The sequence below is a fragment of the Kitasatospora sp. NPDC089797 genome (assembly GCF_040684795.1).
Classification (GTDB): Bacteria; Actinomycetota; Actinomycetes; order Streptomycetales; family Streptomycetaceae; genus Kitasatospora.
Genome location: NZ_JBFBGS010000016.1, coordinates 155,642 through 171,324 on the forward strand (window position 1 = coordinate 155,642; position 15,683 = coordinate 171,324).

The window sequence follows — 15,683 nt, forward strand, 5'->3', positions numbered from 1 at the left end:
GGCTCACTCCCCGATGCCCGCCAGGCCCCGGACCGCCGCCGCGAACAGGTCGCCGCGCTCGCCGTAGTTGGTGAACATGTCCATCGAGGCGCAGGCCGGCGCCAGCAGCACCGTGTCACCCGATCGGGCGAGCGATGCGGCCGTTCGAACGACCTCCGCCATCGCCACCGCGCCAGTCTGGCCCTCGGCTGCCTCGATCACCGGCACATCCGGAGCGTGTCGCTCCAGTGCTTCGCGGATCAGCGCCCGGTCCTGGCCGATCAGCACGACCGCGCGCAGCCGCTCGGCCGCGCCCTGGACCAGGTCGTCGAAGGTCGCGCCCTTGGCCAGTCCCCCGGCGATCCAGACGATCGGCCGGTAGGCGGCCAGCGAGGCCGCGGCGGCGTGGGTGTTGGTGGCCTTGGAGTCGTCGATGTACGTGACCTCGCGGACCGTACCGACCTCGGCGATCCGGTGGGCGTCCGGGCGGAAGGCCCGCAGGCCCTCCCGGACGGCCTTCGGCTCGACCCCGTACGCCCGCGCCAGCGCCGCCGCGGCGAGCGCGTTGGCGATGTTGTGCGGGGCCGGCGGGTTGACGTCCTCGACGGAGCCCAGTTCGGCCGCGTTCTTGGCCCGGTCCGCGACGAAGGCGCGGTCCACCAGCAGGCCGTCCACGACGCCGAAGTTCGACGGGCCGGGGGCGCCGAGGCCGAAGCCGATCGCCCGGCAGCCCTCCTCGACGTCGGCCTCCATGACCAGCGCCTCGGTGGCCGGGTCGGCCAGGTTGTACACGCAGGCCACCACGTTGCCCTCGTAGATCCGGCCCTTGTCGGCGGCGTACGCCTCCATCGAGCCGTGCCAGTCGAGGTGGTCGGGCGCCAGGTTGAGCACCGCGGCCGAGTACGGGCGCAGCGAGGGCGCCCAGTGCAGCTGGTAGCTGGAGAGCTCGACGGCGAGCACGTCGTACGGCTCCTCGGCGAGCACCGCGTCCAGCACCGAGACCCCGACGTTGCCGACGGCGGCGGTGCGCTTGCCGGCCGCGGTGAGGATCGAGGCGAGCATCTGGACGGTGGTGGTCTTGCCGTTGGTGCCGGTGACGGCCAGCCAGGGGGCGGGCTCGCCGGTGGCCGGCAGCGGCTCGCGCAGCCGCCAGGCCAGCTCGACGTCGCCCCAGACCGGGACGCCGGCCGCCTCGGCGGCGGCGAACAGCGGGCTGTCCGGCGCCCAGCCGGGCGAGGTGACGATCAGTGCGGTGCCCTCGGGCAGGCTCGCGCCGTCGCCCAGGCGGACCGCGATGCCGAGCGCCGCCAGCTCGGCGGCGCGGGCCTTGAGGCCCTCGCCGCTGCCGCCGTCGACCACGGTGACGCTCGCGCCGAGCCCGTTCAGGACGCGCGCGGCGCTGATGCCCGAGACGCCGAGGCCGGCGACCACCACGGGCAGGTTCGAGAAGTCAGGGTTCGTCATCCGGTCCGGTATCCCGCGTAGAAGAGGCCGAGGCCGACGGCCACGCAGAGACCCTGGATGATCCAGAAGCGGACCACGACCAGGACCTCGCTCCAGCCCTTGAGTTCGAAGTGGTGCTGCAGCGGCGCCATCTTGAAGACGCGCTTGCCGGTCATCCGGAAGGAGCCGACCTGGATGATCACCGAGAGGGTGATGATCACGAAGAGGCCGCCGAGCAGGATCAGCAGCAGCTCGGTGCGGGAGCAGATCGCCAGACCGGCCAGGGCGCCGCCGAGGGCGAGCGAGCCGGTGTCACCCATGAAGATCTTGGCGGGCGAGGTGTTCCACCACAGGAAGCCGAAGCACGAGCCCATCAGGGCGGCGGCCACCACCGCGAGGTCCAGCGGGTCGCGGACGTCGTAGCAGGCACTGGTGGCGGAGATGGAGTAGGCGCAGCTCTGCCCGTACTCCCAGACGCCGATGAAGGTGTAGGCGCCGAAGGCCATCACCGAGGCACCGGTGGCCAGGCCGTCCAGACCGTCCGTCAGGTTCACCCCGTTGGAGGCGGCCGCGATCAGGAAGTACGCGAAGATGACGAACAGCACCGGGCCGATCGACCACTGGAAGTCGCGGACGAAGGACAGCTTCTCGGAGGCCGGGCTGAGGCCGCGGTCGTCGTGGAACTGCAGGGCCAGGACGGCGAACGCCAGACCGACGATCGACTGCCCGGCCAGCTTCGCCTTGGCCCGCAGACCCAGCGAGCGGCGCTTGACGACCTTGATGTAGTCGTCCAGGAAGCCGACCAGGCCGAGGCCCGTGGTCAGGAAGAGCACCAGCAGCCCGGAGGCGGTCGGGCTCTCGCCCGTTATCGCCTTGGTCCCGAAGTACGCGATCAGGGTCGCCAGGATGAAGGCGATGCCGCCCATGGTGGGCGTGCCCTTCTTGCTGTGGTGCGCCTTGGGACCGTCGTCGCGGATGTACTGGCCGTAGCCCTGACGGGCCAGCAGCTTGATCAGCGCGGGCGTACCGACCAGCGAGAGGATCAGGCCGATCATCCCGGAGAAGAGGATCTGCTTCATCATCGGGCAGCACCGTCCGCGAGGAGGGCCTCGGCCACCTTCTCCAGCCCCACCGAACGGGACGCCTTCACCAGGACCACATCCCCCGGCCGCAGCTGACTGCGCAGCAGCTCGACCGCCGCGTCCGCGTCGGACACCAGCACCGACTCCTCACCCCACGAACCTTCGTTCCTCGCGCCGAGTTCCATGCAGGCCGCCTCGCGTCCGCCGACCGCCACCAGCTTGGTGACGTCCAGCCGGACGGCGAGCCGCCCGATGGCGTCGTGCTCGGCCAGACTGTCCTCGCCGAGCTCCCGCATCTCGCCGAGCACCGCCCAGGTGCGGCGGCGCTCCGGGCCCCGGCCGCCCATCGAGACCAGCGCCCGCAGCGCGGCCCGCATCGAGTCGGGGTTCGCGTTGTAGGCGTCGTTGACGACGGTGACACCATCGGCCCGGTCGACGACCTCCATGCGCCAGCGGGACAGCGCACCCGCCTCGCCCAGGGCTGCCGCGGTGTCGTCGACGGTCATCCCGAGCTCCGTCGCCACCGCGGCGGCGGCGAGGGCGTTCGAGACGTGGTGCTCACCGTACAGGCGCAGCTGCACGGGCGCGGAACCGGCCGGGGTGGTGAGCGTGAACGATGGCCGTCCGGTGGCGTCCAGGCGAACGTCGGTCGCCCGGACGTCGGCGTCCGGCGACTCCCCGAAGAGGACCACCTTCGCCTTGGTCCGGGAGGCCATCGCGCGCACCAGCCGGTCGTCCGCGTTCAGGATCGCGGCGCCCTCGGCGGGCAGCGCCTCGACCAGCTCGCCCTTGGCCTCGGCGATCGCCTCCTGGGAGCCGAACTCGCCGACGTGGGCGGTGCCGACGTTGAGCACCAGGCCGATCCGCGGCGGGGTGATCGAGGTGAGGTACTCGATGTCGCCCTTGTGCCGGGCGCCCATCTCCATCACCAGGTGCCGGGTGCCGTCCTCGACCCGCAGCGCGGTCATCGGGTGGCCGATCTCGTTGTTGAGCGAGCCCGGCGGGTAGACGGTCTCGCCGTGGCGCTGGAGCAGCTGGGCGATCAGGTCCTTGGTGCTGGTCTTGCCGGCCGAGCCGGTCAGCGCGACCACCGTGGTGCCTTCGGCACGGGCGACCACGGTCCGGGCCAGCCGGCCGAGCGCCTCCACCACACTGTCGACCAGGACGGCGGGGACACCGACCGGGCGGGAGGCCAGCACCGCGACGGCGCCGGCCTCGACCGCGACGACCGCGTAGTCGTGGCCGTCCACGCGCTCGCCGACGAAGGCCGCGAACAGGCCGCCGGGGGTCACCTTCCGCGAGTCGACCTCGACCGGGCCGGTGACCAGGGTGTCCGGGTCGGCGCCGTCCAGAGTGCCTCCGACGGCTGCGGCCACCTCGGCGAGGGTCAGTGCGATCACTGCTGCTCTACTCCTCGGTCGCCCCGGCCGGCCGGGGTCCGCGCGATCGATTCGCGCAGCACCTCCCGGTCGTCGAAGGGGCGGATCTCGTCTCGTACGTACTGGCCGAGCTCGTGGCCCTTGCCGGCCACCAGCACGGTGTCCCCCGCTCCGGCGCGGGCGACCGCGAGCTGGACCGCCTCGGCCCGGTCGGGAACGACCAGGACGTCACCGCGCTCGGCCTCGGGCACCGCGGCGGCGCCGGCCAGCATGCTGGCGAGGATCGCCAGCGGGTCCTCGCTGCGCGGGTTGTCACTGGTCAGCAGGGCGGTGTCGGCGAGCCGGGCGGCGATGGCGCCCATCGGTCCGCGCTTGTGCGGGTCGCGGTCGCCGCCGCAGCCGACCACGACGTGCAGCCGGCCCTCGGTGACCTCGCGCAGCGAGGCCAGGACGGCCTGGAGGGCGTCCGGCTTGTGCGCGTAGTCCACCACCGCGACGAACGGCTGTCCGGCGTCCACCCGCTCCAGCCGGCCCGGCACGCCGGCGACGGCGGCGATCCCGGCCACCGCCCGCTCCAGCGGCAGCCCGGCGGAGACCAGCACGGTGATCGCGGCCATCGCGTTGGCGACGTTGAACGGGCCGGGCAGCGGGACGGACGCCTCGGCCCCGGCGCCGTCCGGGCCGACCACCCGGAAGGTGGAACCGGTCGGGCCCAACTCGACGTCCACGGCCCGCCAGTCCGCCCCGGCGGCACCGGTCGCGGAGAAGGTGGTCACCGGGATCTTGGCCTCGGCAGCGAGCCGGCGGCCGTACTCGTCGTCCAGGTTGACCACCCCGTGGCGGGACTTCCCGGGCTCGAACAGCCGGGCCTTCGCCTGGAAGTAGTCCTCCATGTCCGGGTGGAAGTCGAGGTGCTCGGGGGTGAGGTTGTTGAACAGCGCGACGTCGTACGCCACCCCGTCGGTGCGGCCGAAGACCAGGGCGTGGCTGGAGACCTCCATGGTCACCGCGTCCGCGCCGCGCTCGGCCATCACGCCGAGGATCGCGTGCAGGTCGGTGGCCTCGGGGGTGGTGCGCTCGCTCTTGATCCGCTCCGTCCCGACCCGCATCTCGACGGTGCCGATCACGCCCGGGCTGCGCCCGGCGCCGCGCAGGCCGCCCTCGACCAGGTACGAGGTGGTGGTCTTGCCGTTGGTACCGGTCAGCCCGATCATCAGCAGCCGCTCGGACGGGTTGCCGTAGACGATCGCGGCCAGCTCGCCCATCCGGGCCCGCGGCCGGTCCACCACCAGCAGCGGCAGTCCGGTGGGGGCGGCCAGTTCGGCGCCCGCCGGGTCGGTCAGCACGGCCACCGCGCCGGCCTCCGCGGCCTTGGCGGCGAAGGCCGCGCCGTGGTGGTTGGCGCCCGGGAAGGCCACGTACACGTCGCCCGGGCGCACCGCGCGGGAGTCGTGGGTGACGCCGGTGACGGCGCCCCCCTCGACGGGCGGCAGGCCCAGCCGGGCGGCCAGCTCGGCGAGCGGCAGGGCGGCGGTCCCGGTCGGGCGGGGCGGACTCACGGTGGTTTGATCGGGTTTCGGCACGGCGGGAAGGCTATCCGCCGAAGGGTGCCCAGGGCCAAACCGGCCCTTCGCCGCGCCGCCGTCCGGAGCGGTCCGTTGGTTGCTCATCCTCGTTCACGGCTTCCACTCGACGGGCAGGTTGGGCGCCTGGCTTCCGCTCGGCGGGACCTGCATGGTCTTCAGGGTGAACTCCATCACCTGCTTGAACACCGGGCCGCACAGCTGGCCGCCGAAGTGGCCGTTGACCGGGCCTTGCAGGGTGCAGGAGACGGTGTAGCGGGGGGCGTCGGCGGGCGCGAAGCCGATGAAGGAGGCGGTGTAGCCGTCGTAGCCCTTGCCGTCCGCCGCCCCCCGGTTGGCGGTACCGGTCTTGCCTGCGACCCGGTAGCCGGGGATGGCGGCGTTGCCGCCGGTGCCCTGCTCGTCGTCGACGACCGACTCCAGCATCGAGGTGAGGGTCTTGGCGGTCTGCTCGCTGACCACCCGGGTCTGCTCGCCGGGCGCGGTCGGGACGTACTTGCCGTCCGAACCGGTGATGCCCTGGACGATGCTGGGCGCGACCCGCACCCCGCCGTTGGCGATGGTCGAGTACACCGAGGTCGCCTGCAGCGCGTTGACCTGCATCGGGCCCTGGCCGAAGGCGATGTTGTACTTCTCCGAGGCGACCAGGTCCTCCGGCTTCTTGAGCATTCCGGGCGTCTCCCCCGGGAAGTTCAGACCGGTCGGCTTGGCCACCCCGAACTTGCGCAGGTAGCCGTCCAGGATCTGGTTGGCCTTCAGCTGGTCGCCGTCCCCGAGGGTCTCGACGGCCTCGATGGTGCCGATGTTCGAGGACTTGGCGAGCACCCCGGCCAGGGTCAGGTACCAGGTGCCGTGCTCGACGTCGTCCTTGAACTGCTGCCCGGCCCGGACCAGCGGGTAGGGCACCGTCACCTTGGTGTCCCAGTTGGCCTTGCCGGTGTCCAGCACGGCGGCGAGGGACATCAGCTTGGCGGTGCTGCCCGGCTCGTAGGCGTCCACCAGGGCCGCGTTGCCCATCTGGGACTGCTTGGCCAGGCTCAGGTCGTTCGGGTTGAAGCCCGGCGCGGTGGCCATCGCGATGACCTGGCCGGTCTTCACGTCCTGGACGACGACGTAGCCCTTCTCCGCCCCGGAGTTGGCCACCTGGTCGGTGATCGCCCGCTGGGCGGCCCACTGGATGTCCCGGTTGATGGTCAGCTTGATGTCGCTGCCCGGCACGGCCGGGTCCATCGAGCCCCCGGCGGTGGGCACCAGCCGGCCGCCCGCCTGGGCGTAGCTGCTGCGGCCGTCCTTGCCGGCCAGCTGCTTCTGGTACTGCAGCTCCAGCCCGCCGGCGCCCTCGCCCTCGCCGTTGACGAAGCCGACCAGGTTGGCGGCCAGTCCTTCGGCCGGGTAGATCCGCTTCTGGGTCTCCCGGTTGAACACCCCGGCCAGCGGATTGGCGCACTCGTTGTCGACCCGGGTGCGCCCGCCCTGGTCGGCGGGCTTGCCGAGCAGCTTCTTCTGGGCCTGGCAGGCACGCGAGCCGGACTGCTTCTCCAGGCCCGCCTTGAGGTCGCTGATCTGGTTCTTGGCGGCCGGGGTCTGCTGCGCGGCGAGCCGCTTGTACCGGGTCTTGGGGGTGTGCAGGTCGGCGGCGAGCTTCTCCTTGGAGACGCCGAGGACCGGCGACAGCAGCGCGGCCGCCTGCTCCGGCGCGTCCGGGATGCCGGTCGCCTCGGGGGTGAACATCGCCGGGTCGGCGGTGATGTCGTACGCGTCCACGGTGGCCGCCAGCGCGACCCCGTCGGAGGACGTTATCGAGCCGCGCTCGGCGGTGATCGGGATGTTCAGGTAGCGATTGGTGTTGGCGTCGGCGGCCAGCGCGTCGGCGTCCACCAGCTGGAGCTGCACCAGGCGGCCGGCGAAGACCGAGAACACCAGCGACAGCACCACCCCGATCACCCGCAGCCGGCGCTTCGGCTCGGCCAGCCGCAGCGCCTTGGGCCGCTGCGGCAGCCGGGACTTCGGGCGCGGCCGCACCGCCGCCTGGCTGCGGGCCGGCGGACGGCCCTCCGGGCGGCGCTGCTGCGGGGCGCGCGGGGCGCGGCCGACCGAGGCGGACTTGGCGGGCTGGGCCTTGGCCGACTGGCCGCGCGCCGGCTGGGCCTTCGCGGCCTGGCCCCGGGCGGGCTGACCCTTCGTGGGCTGGGCCTTCGACGGCTGGGCCTTGGCGGCCTGGCCGCGGGCGGCCTGGCCCTTGGCCGGCTGCCCCTTCGCGGGCTGGCCGCGCCCGGCGACGGGCCGGGCCGCACCGGCACGCGGCGGCTGGCGGCGGCCGGCCCCGGAACCGGAGCCGGACGGCTGACGAGGCGTCGTCATCGGGTACCACCCCCGTGCTGGGCCGGCGCGGTCGTCACCGGGTTGAGCTGGATCACCGAGTCACCGGCCGAGGCGGCCGGGGTCGGCGGCGGCGCGGGCGCCTGGCCGGTCGGCTGGGCCGGGGGCGGCGCGCTCGGCGAAGCGCTCGGCGCGGCACTCGGCTGGGCCGGGGCCTGGGTGCCGGGTGCGGCCTTCATCGGCCACGGCTCGACGGTCGACTTCTTCACCGGTGGGCTGTCCTTCGCCGGGCCGGGCGTACCGATCACCTTGCCGCCGTTCGGCACGTCCAGGAAGGCCATCCCGCCGGCCGGGACCATGCCCAGCTCGGCGGCCCGCCGGGCCAGCGCGTCCGGGGCCGAGCTCTGGTCGATCTCGTGCTGGAGACTCTGCTGCTCGTCGGTCGCCTTGGTGGTCTGCCGCTGCAACCGGGACAGCTCGAAGGAGCCCTCGTTGAGCGCCGTGTTCAGCGCCAGCAGCCCGAGCAGCCCCGCCGCCAGCAGCACCACCACGAGCACCGCGAACGGCGTGCGCCCCCGCACGGGGCGACGCCCCGGCCGGACCGTGATCCGCGCCCTGCCCTGTCCGGGGAGTCCTCCCCGCCCCGCCCGGACCTCACCGGCCACCGGCCCCACCGCTCTCCTCCGCCCTTCGGACCCCGCCGGAGCCGTTCATCAGCCCCGCTTGCTTCGGTCCCTGATCCTCTCCGCCACCCGCAGCCGTACGGGCGCGGCGCGCCGGTTCTCCTCGATCTCCTGCTCGGTGGCCAGCTCGGCACCGCGGGTGATCAGTTTGAGCCAGGGCTGGTGCTCCTCCGGGATGAACGGGAGCCCCGGCGGGGCGGTGCTGGTCGCCCCGGCGGCGAAGTACTGCTTCACCAGCCGGTCCTCCAGCGACTGGTACGACATCACGACCATCCGGCCGCCGAGCGCGAGGACGTCCAGCGCCCCCGGGATCGCCCGGTCCAGGACCTCCAGCTCGCCGTTGACCTCGATCCGCAGCGCCTGGAACGTCCGCTTGGCCGGGTTCCCGCCGGTCCGGCGGGTCGCGGCCGGGATGGCGTTGCGCACCAACTCGACCAGACGCGCGCTGTTGGTGAACGGTTCCTTCTCCCGCTCCCGCAGGATGACCGAGGCGATCTTCCCGGCGAACCGCTCCTCGCCGTACACCTTGAGGATCCGGGCCAGGTCGCCGTGGCCGTAGGTGTTCAGCACCTCCGCCGCGCTGATCCCCCGGGTCTGGTCCATCCGCATGTCCAGCGGCGCGTCCTGGGCGTAGGCGAAGCCGCGGTCGGCCTCGTCCAGCTGCATCGAGGAGACGCCGAGGTCGAACAGGACGCCGTCCACCCGGTCGATTCCCAGCCGCTCCAGCACCTCGGGGATCTCGTCGTACACCGCGTGCACCAGGGTCGCCCGGTCGCCGAAGGGGGCCAGCCGCTCGCCGGACAGCTTCAGCGCCTGCTGGTCGCGGTCCACCGCGACCAGCCGGACCTCCGGGAACTGGGTCAGCAGCGCCTCGCTGTGCCCGCCGAGGCCGAGGGTCGCGTCGACCACCACGGCACCGGGGCGGGAGATCGCCGGGGCCAGCGCGTCCATGCACCGCTGCAGCATCACCGGAACGTGCTTGGGACCCGGTTCGTTGGTGGTCATGCGCGGTGGCGCCCTTCCTCGGTGCGGAGCAGCCCGACGACCGGGAGCTCCGACCATTCTCGCCCACCGCCCGCCGAGGCGACGACGCGGCCCGTGGTCCCCGCCCGCTCAAGGGGAAGGTCGTGACCGCCCGGCGCCGGGGAAGGTGCGCCAGGTGACCACGGAGCGGGTGGAGGCCACGGGCCGCATCGGCCGGGCCGCACGGCCGGGAACGCCCGGTTGACGGGCTCCGGCGGGTGTGCTCCAACGCGCCGCAACTCTATCGCGCGGCCCCTCCCAGTCAATGGTCCGCTCCGGCGCACCACCCGGGCGGCGGTACGGATCACCGCAGGTCGCGACCGTCGGGGCGGCCCGGCGACGCCCCGACCGGGAGCCCTGACGAACCGTCGCGCGCCCCTTCGGACGACCGGCCCGGAATCCCTCCGGGAGCAGCCCGGACGGACCCTCCCGTTGTCGCTATGCGCTGGCTCGCGGGGGCACGTTCTGTAGCTCTCCGCCCCACCGCGCGGCCCCGGTCCGCACTAACGTCGCCCCCATGACAGTGACCCCCGACCGGCCCACGCCGAACGCCGCTGCCGCCCCCGCCGGACCCACCATCATCGACCGCTTCGTCACGGCCAACCGCGCGTACGCGGTGACCTTCCGGGACGGCGGCATGGACGCCCGTCCCGTCCAGAGGATCGCCGTGGTGGCCTGCATGGACGCCCGCCTCGACCTGTTCGCGGCGCTCGGCCTCGACCTGGGCGACGCCCACGTCATCCGCAACGCCGGCGGCGTCGTCACCGACGACACCATCCGCTCCCTGACGATCAGCCAGCGCGCCCTCGGCACCCGCTCGATCGCCCTGATCCACCACACCGGCTGCGGCCTGCTCGGACTCACCGAGGACTTCCGCCGCGAGCTGGAGCTGGAGGTCGGCCAGCGCCCGCAGTGGGCGGTGGAGGCCTTCGTCGACCTGGACGGCGACGTCCGCCAGTCCATGCAACGGGTCCGCACCTCCCCGTTCCTTCCGCACACCGACGACGTCCGCGGCTTCGTCTTCGACGTCCACACCGGACTGCTGCGCGAGATCGCGTAACAGGAGCCCGCCCGGGCATTCGGGGACCGCCGAATGGTGACTTCTGGCCGCCGAACGGGGGAGAATGCGCCTGCCGGTCGGACCCCGAACCACCTGGGGCGGCCGGGCCGCAGGCCGCCTCCCCGGCGCCGGCTCCTCCTTCGGAACCGCCCCCGGGACGGCCGCGTCAAGCATGGGGTGGGGTCCGGCCTCGGGTGAGGCGGGCACGGTGTGCCAGGGAGCGTAAACGGGTGACGAGCTACAACGACCAGGCCGGTCTCGGCAGTCCTGCGGGGGGCGAGCAGAGGGCGAACGGGTACCGTCCGGTCGGGCTCCCGGAGCTCGCCGCGGTCGTGGACCGGGTCCGCGGCAACATCGAGAGCGTCATCGAGGGCAAGCCGGAGGCCGTCCGGATCGCCCTGACCGTCCTGCTCGCCGAGGGCCATCTGCTGCTGGAGGACGTGCCCGGCGTCGGCAAGACCATGCTGGCCAAGGCGCTCGCCAAGTCCGTCGACTGCACCGTGCGCCGCATCCAGTTCACCCCGGACCTGCTGCCCTCGGACGTCACCGGCACCAACATCTACGACCAGCAGCGGCACGACTTCGAGTTCCGCCCCGGCGCGATCTTCGCCCAGATCGTGGTCGGCGACGAGATCAACCGCGCCTCGCCCAAGACCCAGTCCGCGCTGCTGGAGTCCATGGAGGAGCGTCAGGTCACCATCGACGGCACCAGCTACGAGCTGCCCTCGCCGTTCATGGTCGTGGCCACCCAGAACCCGGTCGAGATGGAGGGCACCTACCCCCTCCCGGAGGCCCAGCGGGACCGCTTCATGGCCCGGATCTCGATCGGCTACCCCAGCCCCGAGGCCGAGTTCGCGATGCTCGACGTGCACGGCGGCGCCAACCCGCTGGACGACCTCCAGCCGGTCGCGCACGCCTCCGACATCCTCAAGCTGATCGACCTGGTCCGCACCGTGCACATCGCCGACCCGGTCCGCCGCTACGCCGTCGACCTGGTCGCCGCCACCCGCACCAGCCCCGAGCTGCGGCTGGGCGCCTCGCCGCGCGCCACCCTGCACCTGGTCCGGGCCGCCCGGGCCGCGGCCGCCCTGGACGGGCGCGACTACGTCACCCCGGACGACGTCCAGCGCCTGGCCGTCCCCGTGCTGGCCCACCGCCTGATGCCGACCGCCGAGACCCAGCTCGGCCGCCGCACCTCCGAGCAGATCGTGACCGACCTGGTCGCCCGGCTGCCGCTGCCGCGTCCGCAGGGCGGCCCGGCCGTCCGGAGGGGCTGAGGTGGCCTCATCCGATCCGGCGGGCGGGCTGCGGGCCGGACTGCGCGGCCTCACCACCCGGGGCCGCTCCTTCCTCGCCGCCGGTCTGACCGCGGTGGCCTGCTCCTACCTGCTCGACCAGGACGCCCTGCTCCGGGTCGGCGTGCTGCTCGCCGCGCTGCCGCTGGCGGCCGCCCTGGTGGTCGCCAACACCCGCTACCGGGTGGCCAGCGGACGCCGGCTCAGCCCGCGCCGGGCGATCGCCGGCCAGGAGGCCCGGGTCCACCTGCGGGTGGACAACGTCTCCCGGGTGCCCACCGGACTGCTGCTGCTGGAGGACAAGGTCCCGTACGTGCTCGGGCCGCGCCCGCGCTTCGTGCTGGACCGGGTCGAGCCGCGCGGCTTCCGTGAGGTCTCCTACCGGGTCCGCTCCGACCTGCGCGGCCGCTACCCGCTCGGCCCCCTGCAGCTGCGGCTGTCCGACCCGTTCGGGATGTGCGAGGTCGACCGCGGCTTCGCCGCCTCCGACGTGCTCACCGTCGTCCCGCAGGTGCTGCCGCTGCCGCAGGTGCGGCTCAGCGGCGAGTGGGTCGGCCAGGGCGAGAGCCACGCCCGCACGCTGTCCCTGGCCGGCGACGACGACGTGATCCTGCGCGAGTACCGGCCCGGTGACGACCTGCGCCGGGTGCACTGGCGCTCCACCGCCCGGTACGGCGAGCTGATGGTGCGCCGCGAGGAGCAGCCGCAGAAGGCCCGCGCCACCGTCCTGCTGGACACCCGCGAGGCGGGCCACCGCGGCAGCGGCCCCGCCTCCTCCTTCGAATGGGCGGTCAGCTGCGCCGCCTCGGTCGCCGTGCACCTGCTGGAGCGCGGCTACCAGACCCGGCTGCTCACCGACACCGGGCAGTCGGTGCCCGGCCCCGGCGGCGGCGGCCACAACCTCGCCGCCGACACCTCCGGGCTGATCCTGGACGCCCTCGCGGTCGCCGAGCTGTCCGACGGCGCCGGCCTCTCCCGCGCCGAGGAGCCGCTGCGGGCCGGCGGCGAGGGCCTGCTGGTCGCCGTCCTCGGCGACCTCGACGAGGCGCAGACCGCCCGGTTGGCCCGGCTGCGCACCCGTACCGGCGGGGCCGTGGTCTTCCTGCTCGACACCGGCACCTGGACCGGCCTGCGGATGCTCGCCCCCCACACCGGCGGCGACGTCTTCCGCGAGCGGGTCCGGGAACTGCGCGGGGCCGGCTGGACGGTCCTGCCGGTCCGGGCCGGCGACTCCGTGCCGGACCTGTGGCGGGCCGCCGACGGCGCCAAGACCACCGCCCCCTACCGAGAAGAGACCGGCGCGTGACCACCCGGGCCAAACTGACCGCCTACTCGGCGCTGGCCACCACCCTCGCCGCGCTGTGCATGATGCCGCTGCTGACCACCCGCGGCTGGCTCACCCACGCCGCCCTGATGGTCGCGGTGGTCTCGGCGGTCGGCGCCGGCCTGCGCCGCTCCCCGCTGTTCCGCTGGTCGGTGCCGGTGGTCCAGCTGCTGGTGCTGTTCCTGCTGATCCTGATCGGCTTCGCCGGCTCCGGGATGATCGGCGGCGTGCTGCCCGGGCCGTCCACGCTGCGGGTGCTGGAGCGGGTGTTCTCCTCCGGCCTCGACGACATCCAGCAGTACGCGATCCCCGCACCGCCGACCCCCGGCCTGCGGCTGATCCTGGTCTCCGCGATCGGCCTGATCGCCGTCCTGGTGGACGCCGTCGCGGTGACCTACCGGCGCGCGGCGCTGGCCGGCCTGCCGCTGCTGGCGCTCTACTCGATCGGCAACGGCCTGGCCGGGGAGCACGGCAGCTGGGTCTGGTTCTGCTTCGCCGCGGCCGGCTACCTGGCGCTGTTGTTCGCCGAGGGCCAGGACCGGGTCTCCCGCTGGGGCCGGGTCTTCCGCGGCAGTGCGCGCGGCACGGTGACCTCCACCCAGGTCAACCCGGGCGGCCGGCAGGTCGGCGTGCTGGCGCTGGCCCTGGCGATGCTGCTGCCGGTCTTCCTGCCGCGCTGGGACTTCGGGCTGCTGGACTCCTCCGGCCCCGGCGGGGGCTCCGGCAAGGGCGCCCACGGGAGCGTGACCACCAGTCTCGACCCGCTGGTCAGCCTGGAGGCCGCGCTCAGCAAGCCGACCGACACGGTGCTGCTCACCTACACCCTGGGCAGCGGCCTGGCCGACCAGACCTACTTGCGCACCGGCTCGCTGGACCAGTTCGACGGCACCAACTGGAAGCTCGGCAGCCCGGTGGTCGCCCCGCTCCCGGCCGTCCTGCCCGCCCCCGAGGGGCTGCGGGTCACCGACGTCCCCCGGATCGAGGGAGATTTCGAGGTCAGCGACAAGCTGGAGAACAGCTGGCTGCCGATGCCCTACCCGGCCGCCTCCGTCCGGCTCCCCGACCGTGACCAGTGGAAGCTCGACCCGCTGACCCGCACCGTGCTGCCGGTCGGCGACAAGACGATCAGCGGCCTGCACTACCAGGTCACCTCGCTGGACCTGCGGCCCACCGCCGCGGAGCTGCGCGGCGCGGCGGCCGCCCCGCAGGACATCCGGGAGCACTACACCGCCCTCCCCTCCGACCTGCCGTCGGTGGTGTCCGAGCAGGCCCGGCAGATCACCGCCGGCGCGCGCAACGACTACGACCGGGCGACGGCGCTGGTGAACTGGTTCACCAGCTCGCAGTTCACCTACGACACCTCGGTGCAGGGCGGCACCGGCAGCAACGCGATCGCCGTCTTCCTGAAGGACCGCCGGGGCTTCTGCGTCCACTTCGCCTCGACCATGGCGGCGATGGCCCGGGTGCTGAAGATCCCTGCCCGGGTCGCGGTCGGCTTCACCCCCGGTGACGCCAAGCCCGACGGCACCTACTCGGTGACCGGCCGGATGTACCACGCCTGGCCCGAGCTGTACTTCTCCGGCTACGGCTGGATGCGCTTCGAGCCGACCCCGAGCCGGGGCGTGGCGGCCCAGTACCCCGAGGCCTCCAGCGTCCCGACCACGGCGCCCACCCAGCTGCCGAGCGCCGCGGCCACCAGCGCGGCCGTCGTCCCGGCGCCGACCAACAGCTCCGACTGCACCGCCAAGCAGCGCCAACTGGGCGACTGCGGTCCCAAGGGCAAGGTCGTCAGCCAGGCCGCCGACGAGTCCTGGCTGCTCTCCGGGCAGGTGCTCGGCACCCTGGCCGTGGTGGTGGCGCTGATCGCCCTGCTGCTCGTACCGATGTTCTGGCGCACCGCCGTGCGCCGTCGCCGGCTCGGTGGCGGAGGCCGGCGCCGGCCCGGCGGGGACGGTCCGACGGAGCTCACCGACGCCCAGGTACTGGCCGCCTGGGACGAGCTGGTCGACTCCGCCTGGGACGTCGGAATTCCCCCGGACGAGTCACGCACCCCGCGTTCGGCCGCCCGGCGGATCACCGAGACGGCCGCACTGGACGCGGATGCGGCGGCCGCCGCCGGACGGCTGGCGCTGGCCACCGAACGGGTGCTCTACGCCCCGCCCGGGCAGCTCACCACGGCCCCGCTGGCCGCCGACGTGCGCACCGCCCGGCGGGCGCTGTGGGCCGGCGCCGGCCGGGCCGGACGGCTGCGGGCCCTGCTGCTGCCGCCGTCCTCGGCCCAGCTGTGGTGGCGGATCTCCGAGGCGGTGGCGGCGGCCCGGACGGCGGTCGGCACCGGAGCCCGCCGGGTCTCCGAGACGGTCACCGGCCCGGTGCGGCGGGCGCTCACCCGGCGGAGGAAGTCCACGCCGGAGTCCTGACGCGGAACCCCCGGCCGGACTCCGGCCGGGGGCCCGACACACGGGAGCCGGGGCGGGCCGGCGGGAGGCGGGCCCCCCCCGCGCCCGGCCCCG

11 protein-coding genes are annotated in these 15,683 nt (G+C 73.9%); 4 read left to right on the top strand and 7 right to left on the bottom strand.

Annotated elements, in window-relative coordinates; all coding sequences use genetic code 11:
- Positions 1-3 precede the first annotated feature (3 nt).
- The 7 genes from murD to rsmH form a co-directional block, all read right to left on the bottom strand.
- A complete protein-coding gene (gene murD, locus AB0O91_RS15355; RefSeq protein WP_363432359.1) occupies positions 4-1,443 on the bottom strand; it encodes a UDP-N-acetylmuramoyl-L-alanine--D-glutamate ligase in 1,440 nt (479 codons plus the stop codon).
- A complete protein-coding gene (gene mraY / locus AB0O91_RS15360; protein ID WP_363432407.1) occupies positions 1,440-2,501 on the bottom strand; it encodes a phospho-N-acetylmuramoyl-pentapeptide-transferase in 1,062 nt (353 codons plus the stop codon). Before mraY ends, murD begins: the two co-directional genes overlap by 4 nt.
- Positions 2,501-3,904 (bottom strand): UDP-N-acetylmuramoyl-tripeptide--D-alanyl-D-alanine ligase, encoded by a 1,404-nt coding sequence (gene murF / locus AB0O91_RS15365; protein WP_363432362.1) that lies wholly within the window; start codon positions 3,902-3,904, stop codon positions 2,501-2,503. The genes mraY and murF overlap by 1 nt, the downstream gene beginning before the upstream one ends.
- Entirely contained in the window at positions 3,901-5,466 is a 1,566-nt protein-coding gene (locus AB0O91_RS15370; protein WP_363432365.1) for a UDP-N-acetylmuramoyl-L-alanyl-D-glutamate--2,6-diaminopimelate ligase, read from the bottom strand. The genes murF and AB0O91_RS15370 overlap by 4 nt, the downstream gene beginning before the upstream one ends.
- A gap of 93 nt (positions 5,467-5,559) precedes the next feature.
- Positions 5,560-7,827, bottom strand: a complete 2,268-nt coding sequence (locus AB0O91_RS15375) for a penicillin-binding transpeptidase domain-containing protein (RefSeq protein WP_363432367.1) — start codon at positions 7,825-7,827, stop codon at positions 5,560-5,562.
- A complete protein-coding gene (locus AB0O91_RS15380; RefSeq protein WP_363432370.1) occupies positions 7,824-8,366 on the bottom strand; it encodes a cell division protein FtsL in 543 nt (180 codons plus the stop codon). Before AB0O91_RS15380 ends, AB0O91_RS15375 begins: the two co-directional genes overlap by 4 nt.
- Positions 8,367-8,498: 132 nt before the next feature.
- Positions 8,499-9,473: a 16S rRNA (cytosine(1402)-N(4))-methyltransferase RsmH gene (gene rsmH / locus AB0O91_RS15385; protein ID WP_363432372.1), complete on the bottom strand. Its 975-nt coding sequence runs from the start codon at positions 9,471-9,473 to the stop codon at positions 8,499-8,501.
- 535 nt (positions 9,474-10,008) lie between these two features.
- On the opposite strand from rsmH, the gene AB0O91_RS15390 reads away from it, so the two are divergent.
- The 4 genes from AB0O91_RS15390 to AB0O91_RS15405 all read left to right on the top strand — a co-directional run bounded on the left by AB0O91_RS15390 (position 10,009) and on the right by AB0O91_RS15405 (position 15,590).
- Positions 10,009-10,551 (top strand): carbonic anhydrase, encoded by a 543-nt coding sequence (locus AB0O91_RS15390; protein WP_363432375.1) that lies wholly within the window; start codon positions 10,009-10,011, stop codon positions 10,549-10,551.
- Between the two features lie 332 nt (positions 10,552-10,883).
- A complete protein-coding gene (locus tag AB0O91_RS15395) occupies positions 10,884-11,828 on the top strand; it encodes a MoxR family ATPase (protein ID WP_363432410.1) in 945 nt (314 codons plus the stop codon).
- A 1-nt stretch (position 11,829) separates the two neighbouring features.
- Positions 11,830-13,152 carry a DUF58 domain-containing protein gene (locus AB0O91_RS15400; RefSeq protein WP_363432378.1) on the top strand — a complete coding sequence of 441 codons (1,323 nt, stop codon included), beginning with the start codon at positions 11,830-11,832 and terminating at the stop codon, positions 13,150-13,152.
- Positions 13,149-15,590 carry a DUF3488 and transglutaminase-like domain-containing protein gene (locus AB0O91_RS15405; protein ID WP_363432381.1) on the top strand — a complete coding sequence of 814 codons (2,442 nt, stop codon included), beginning with the start codon at positions 13,149-13,151 and terminating at the stop codon, positions 15,588-15,590. Before AB0O91_RS15400 ends, AB0O91_RS15405 begins: the two co-directional genes overlap by 4 nt.
- The last annotated feature ends 93 nt before the right edge of the window (positions 15,591-15,683 follow it).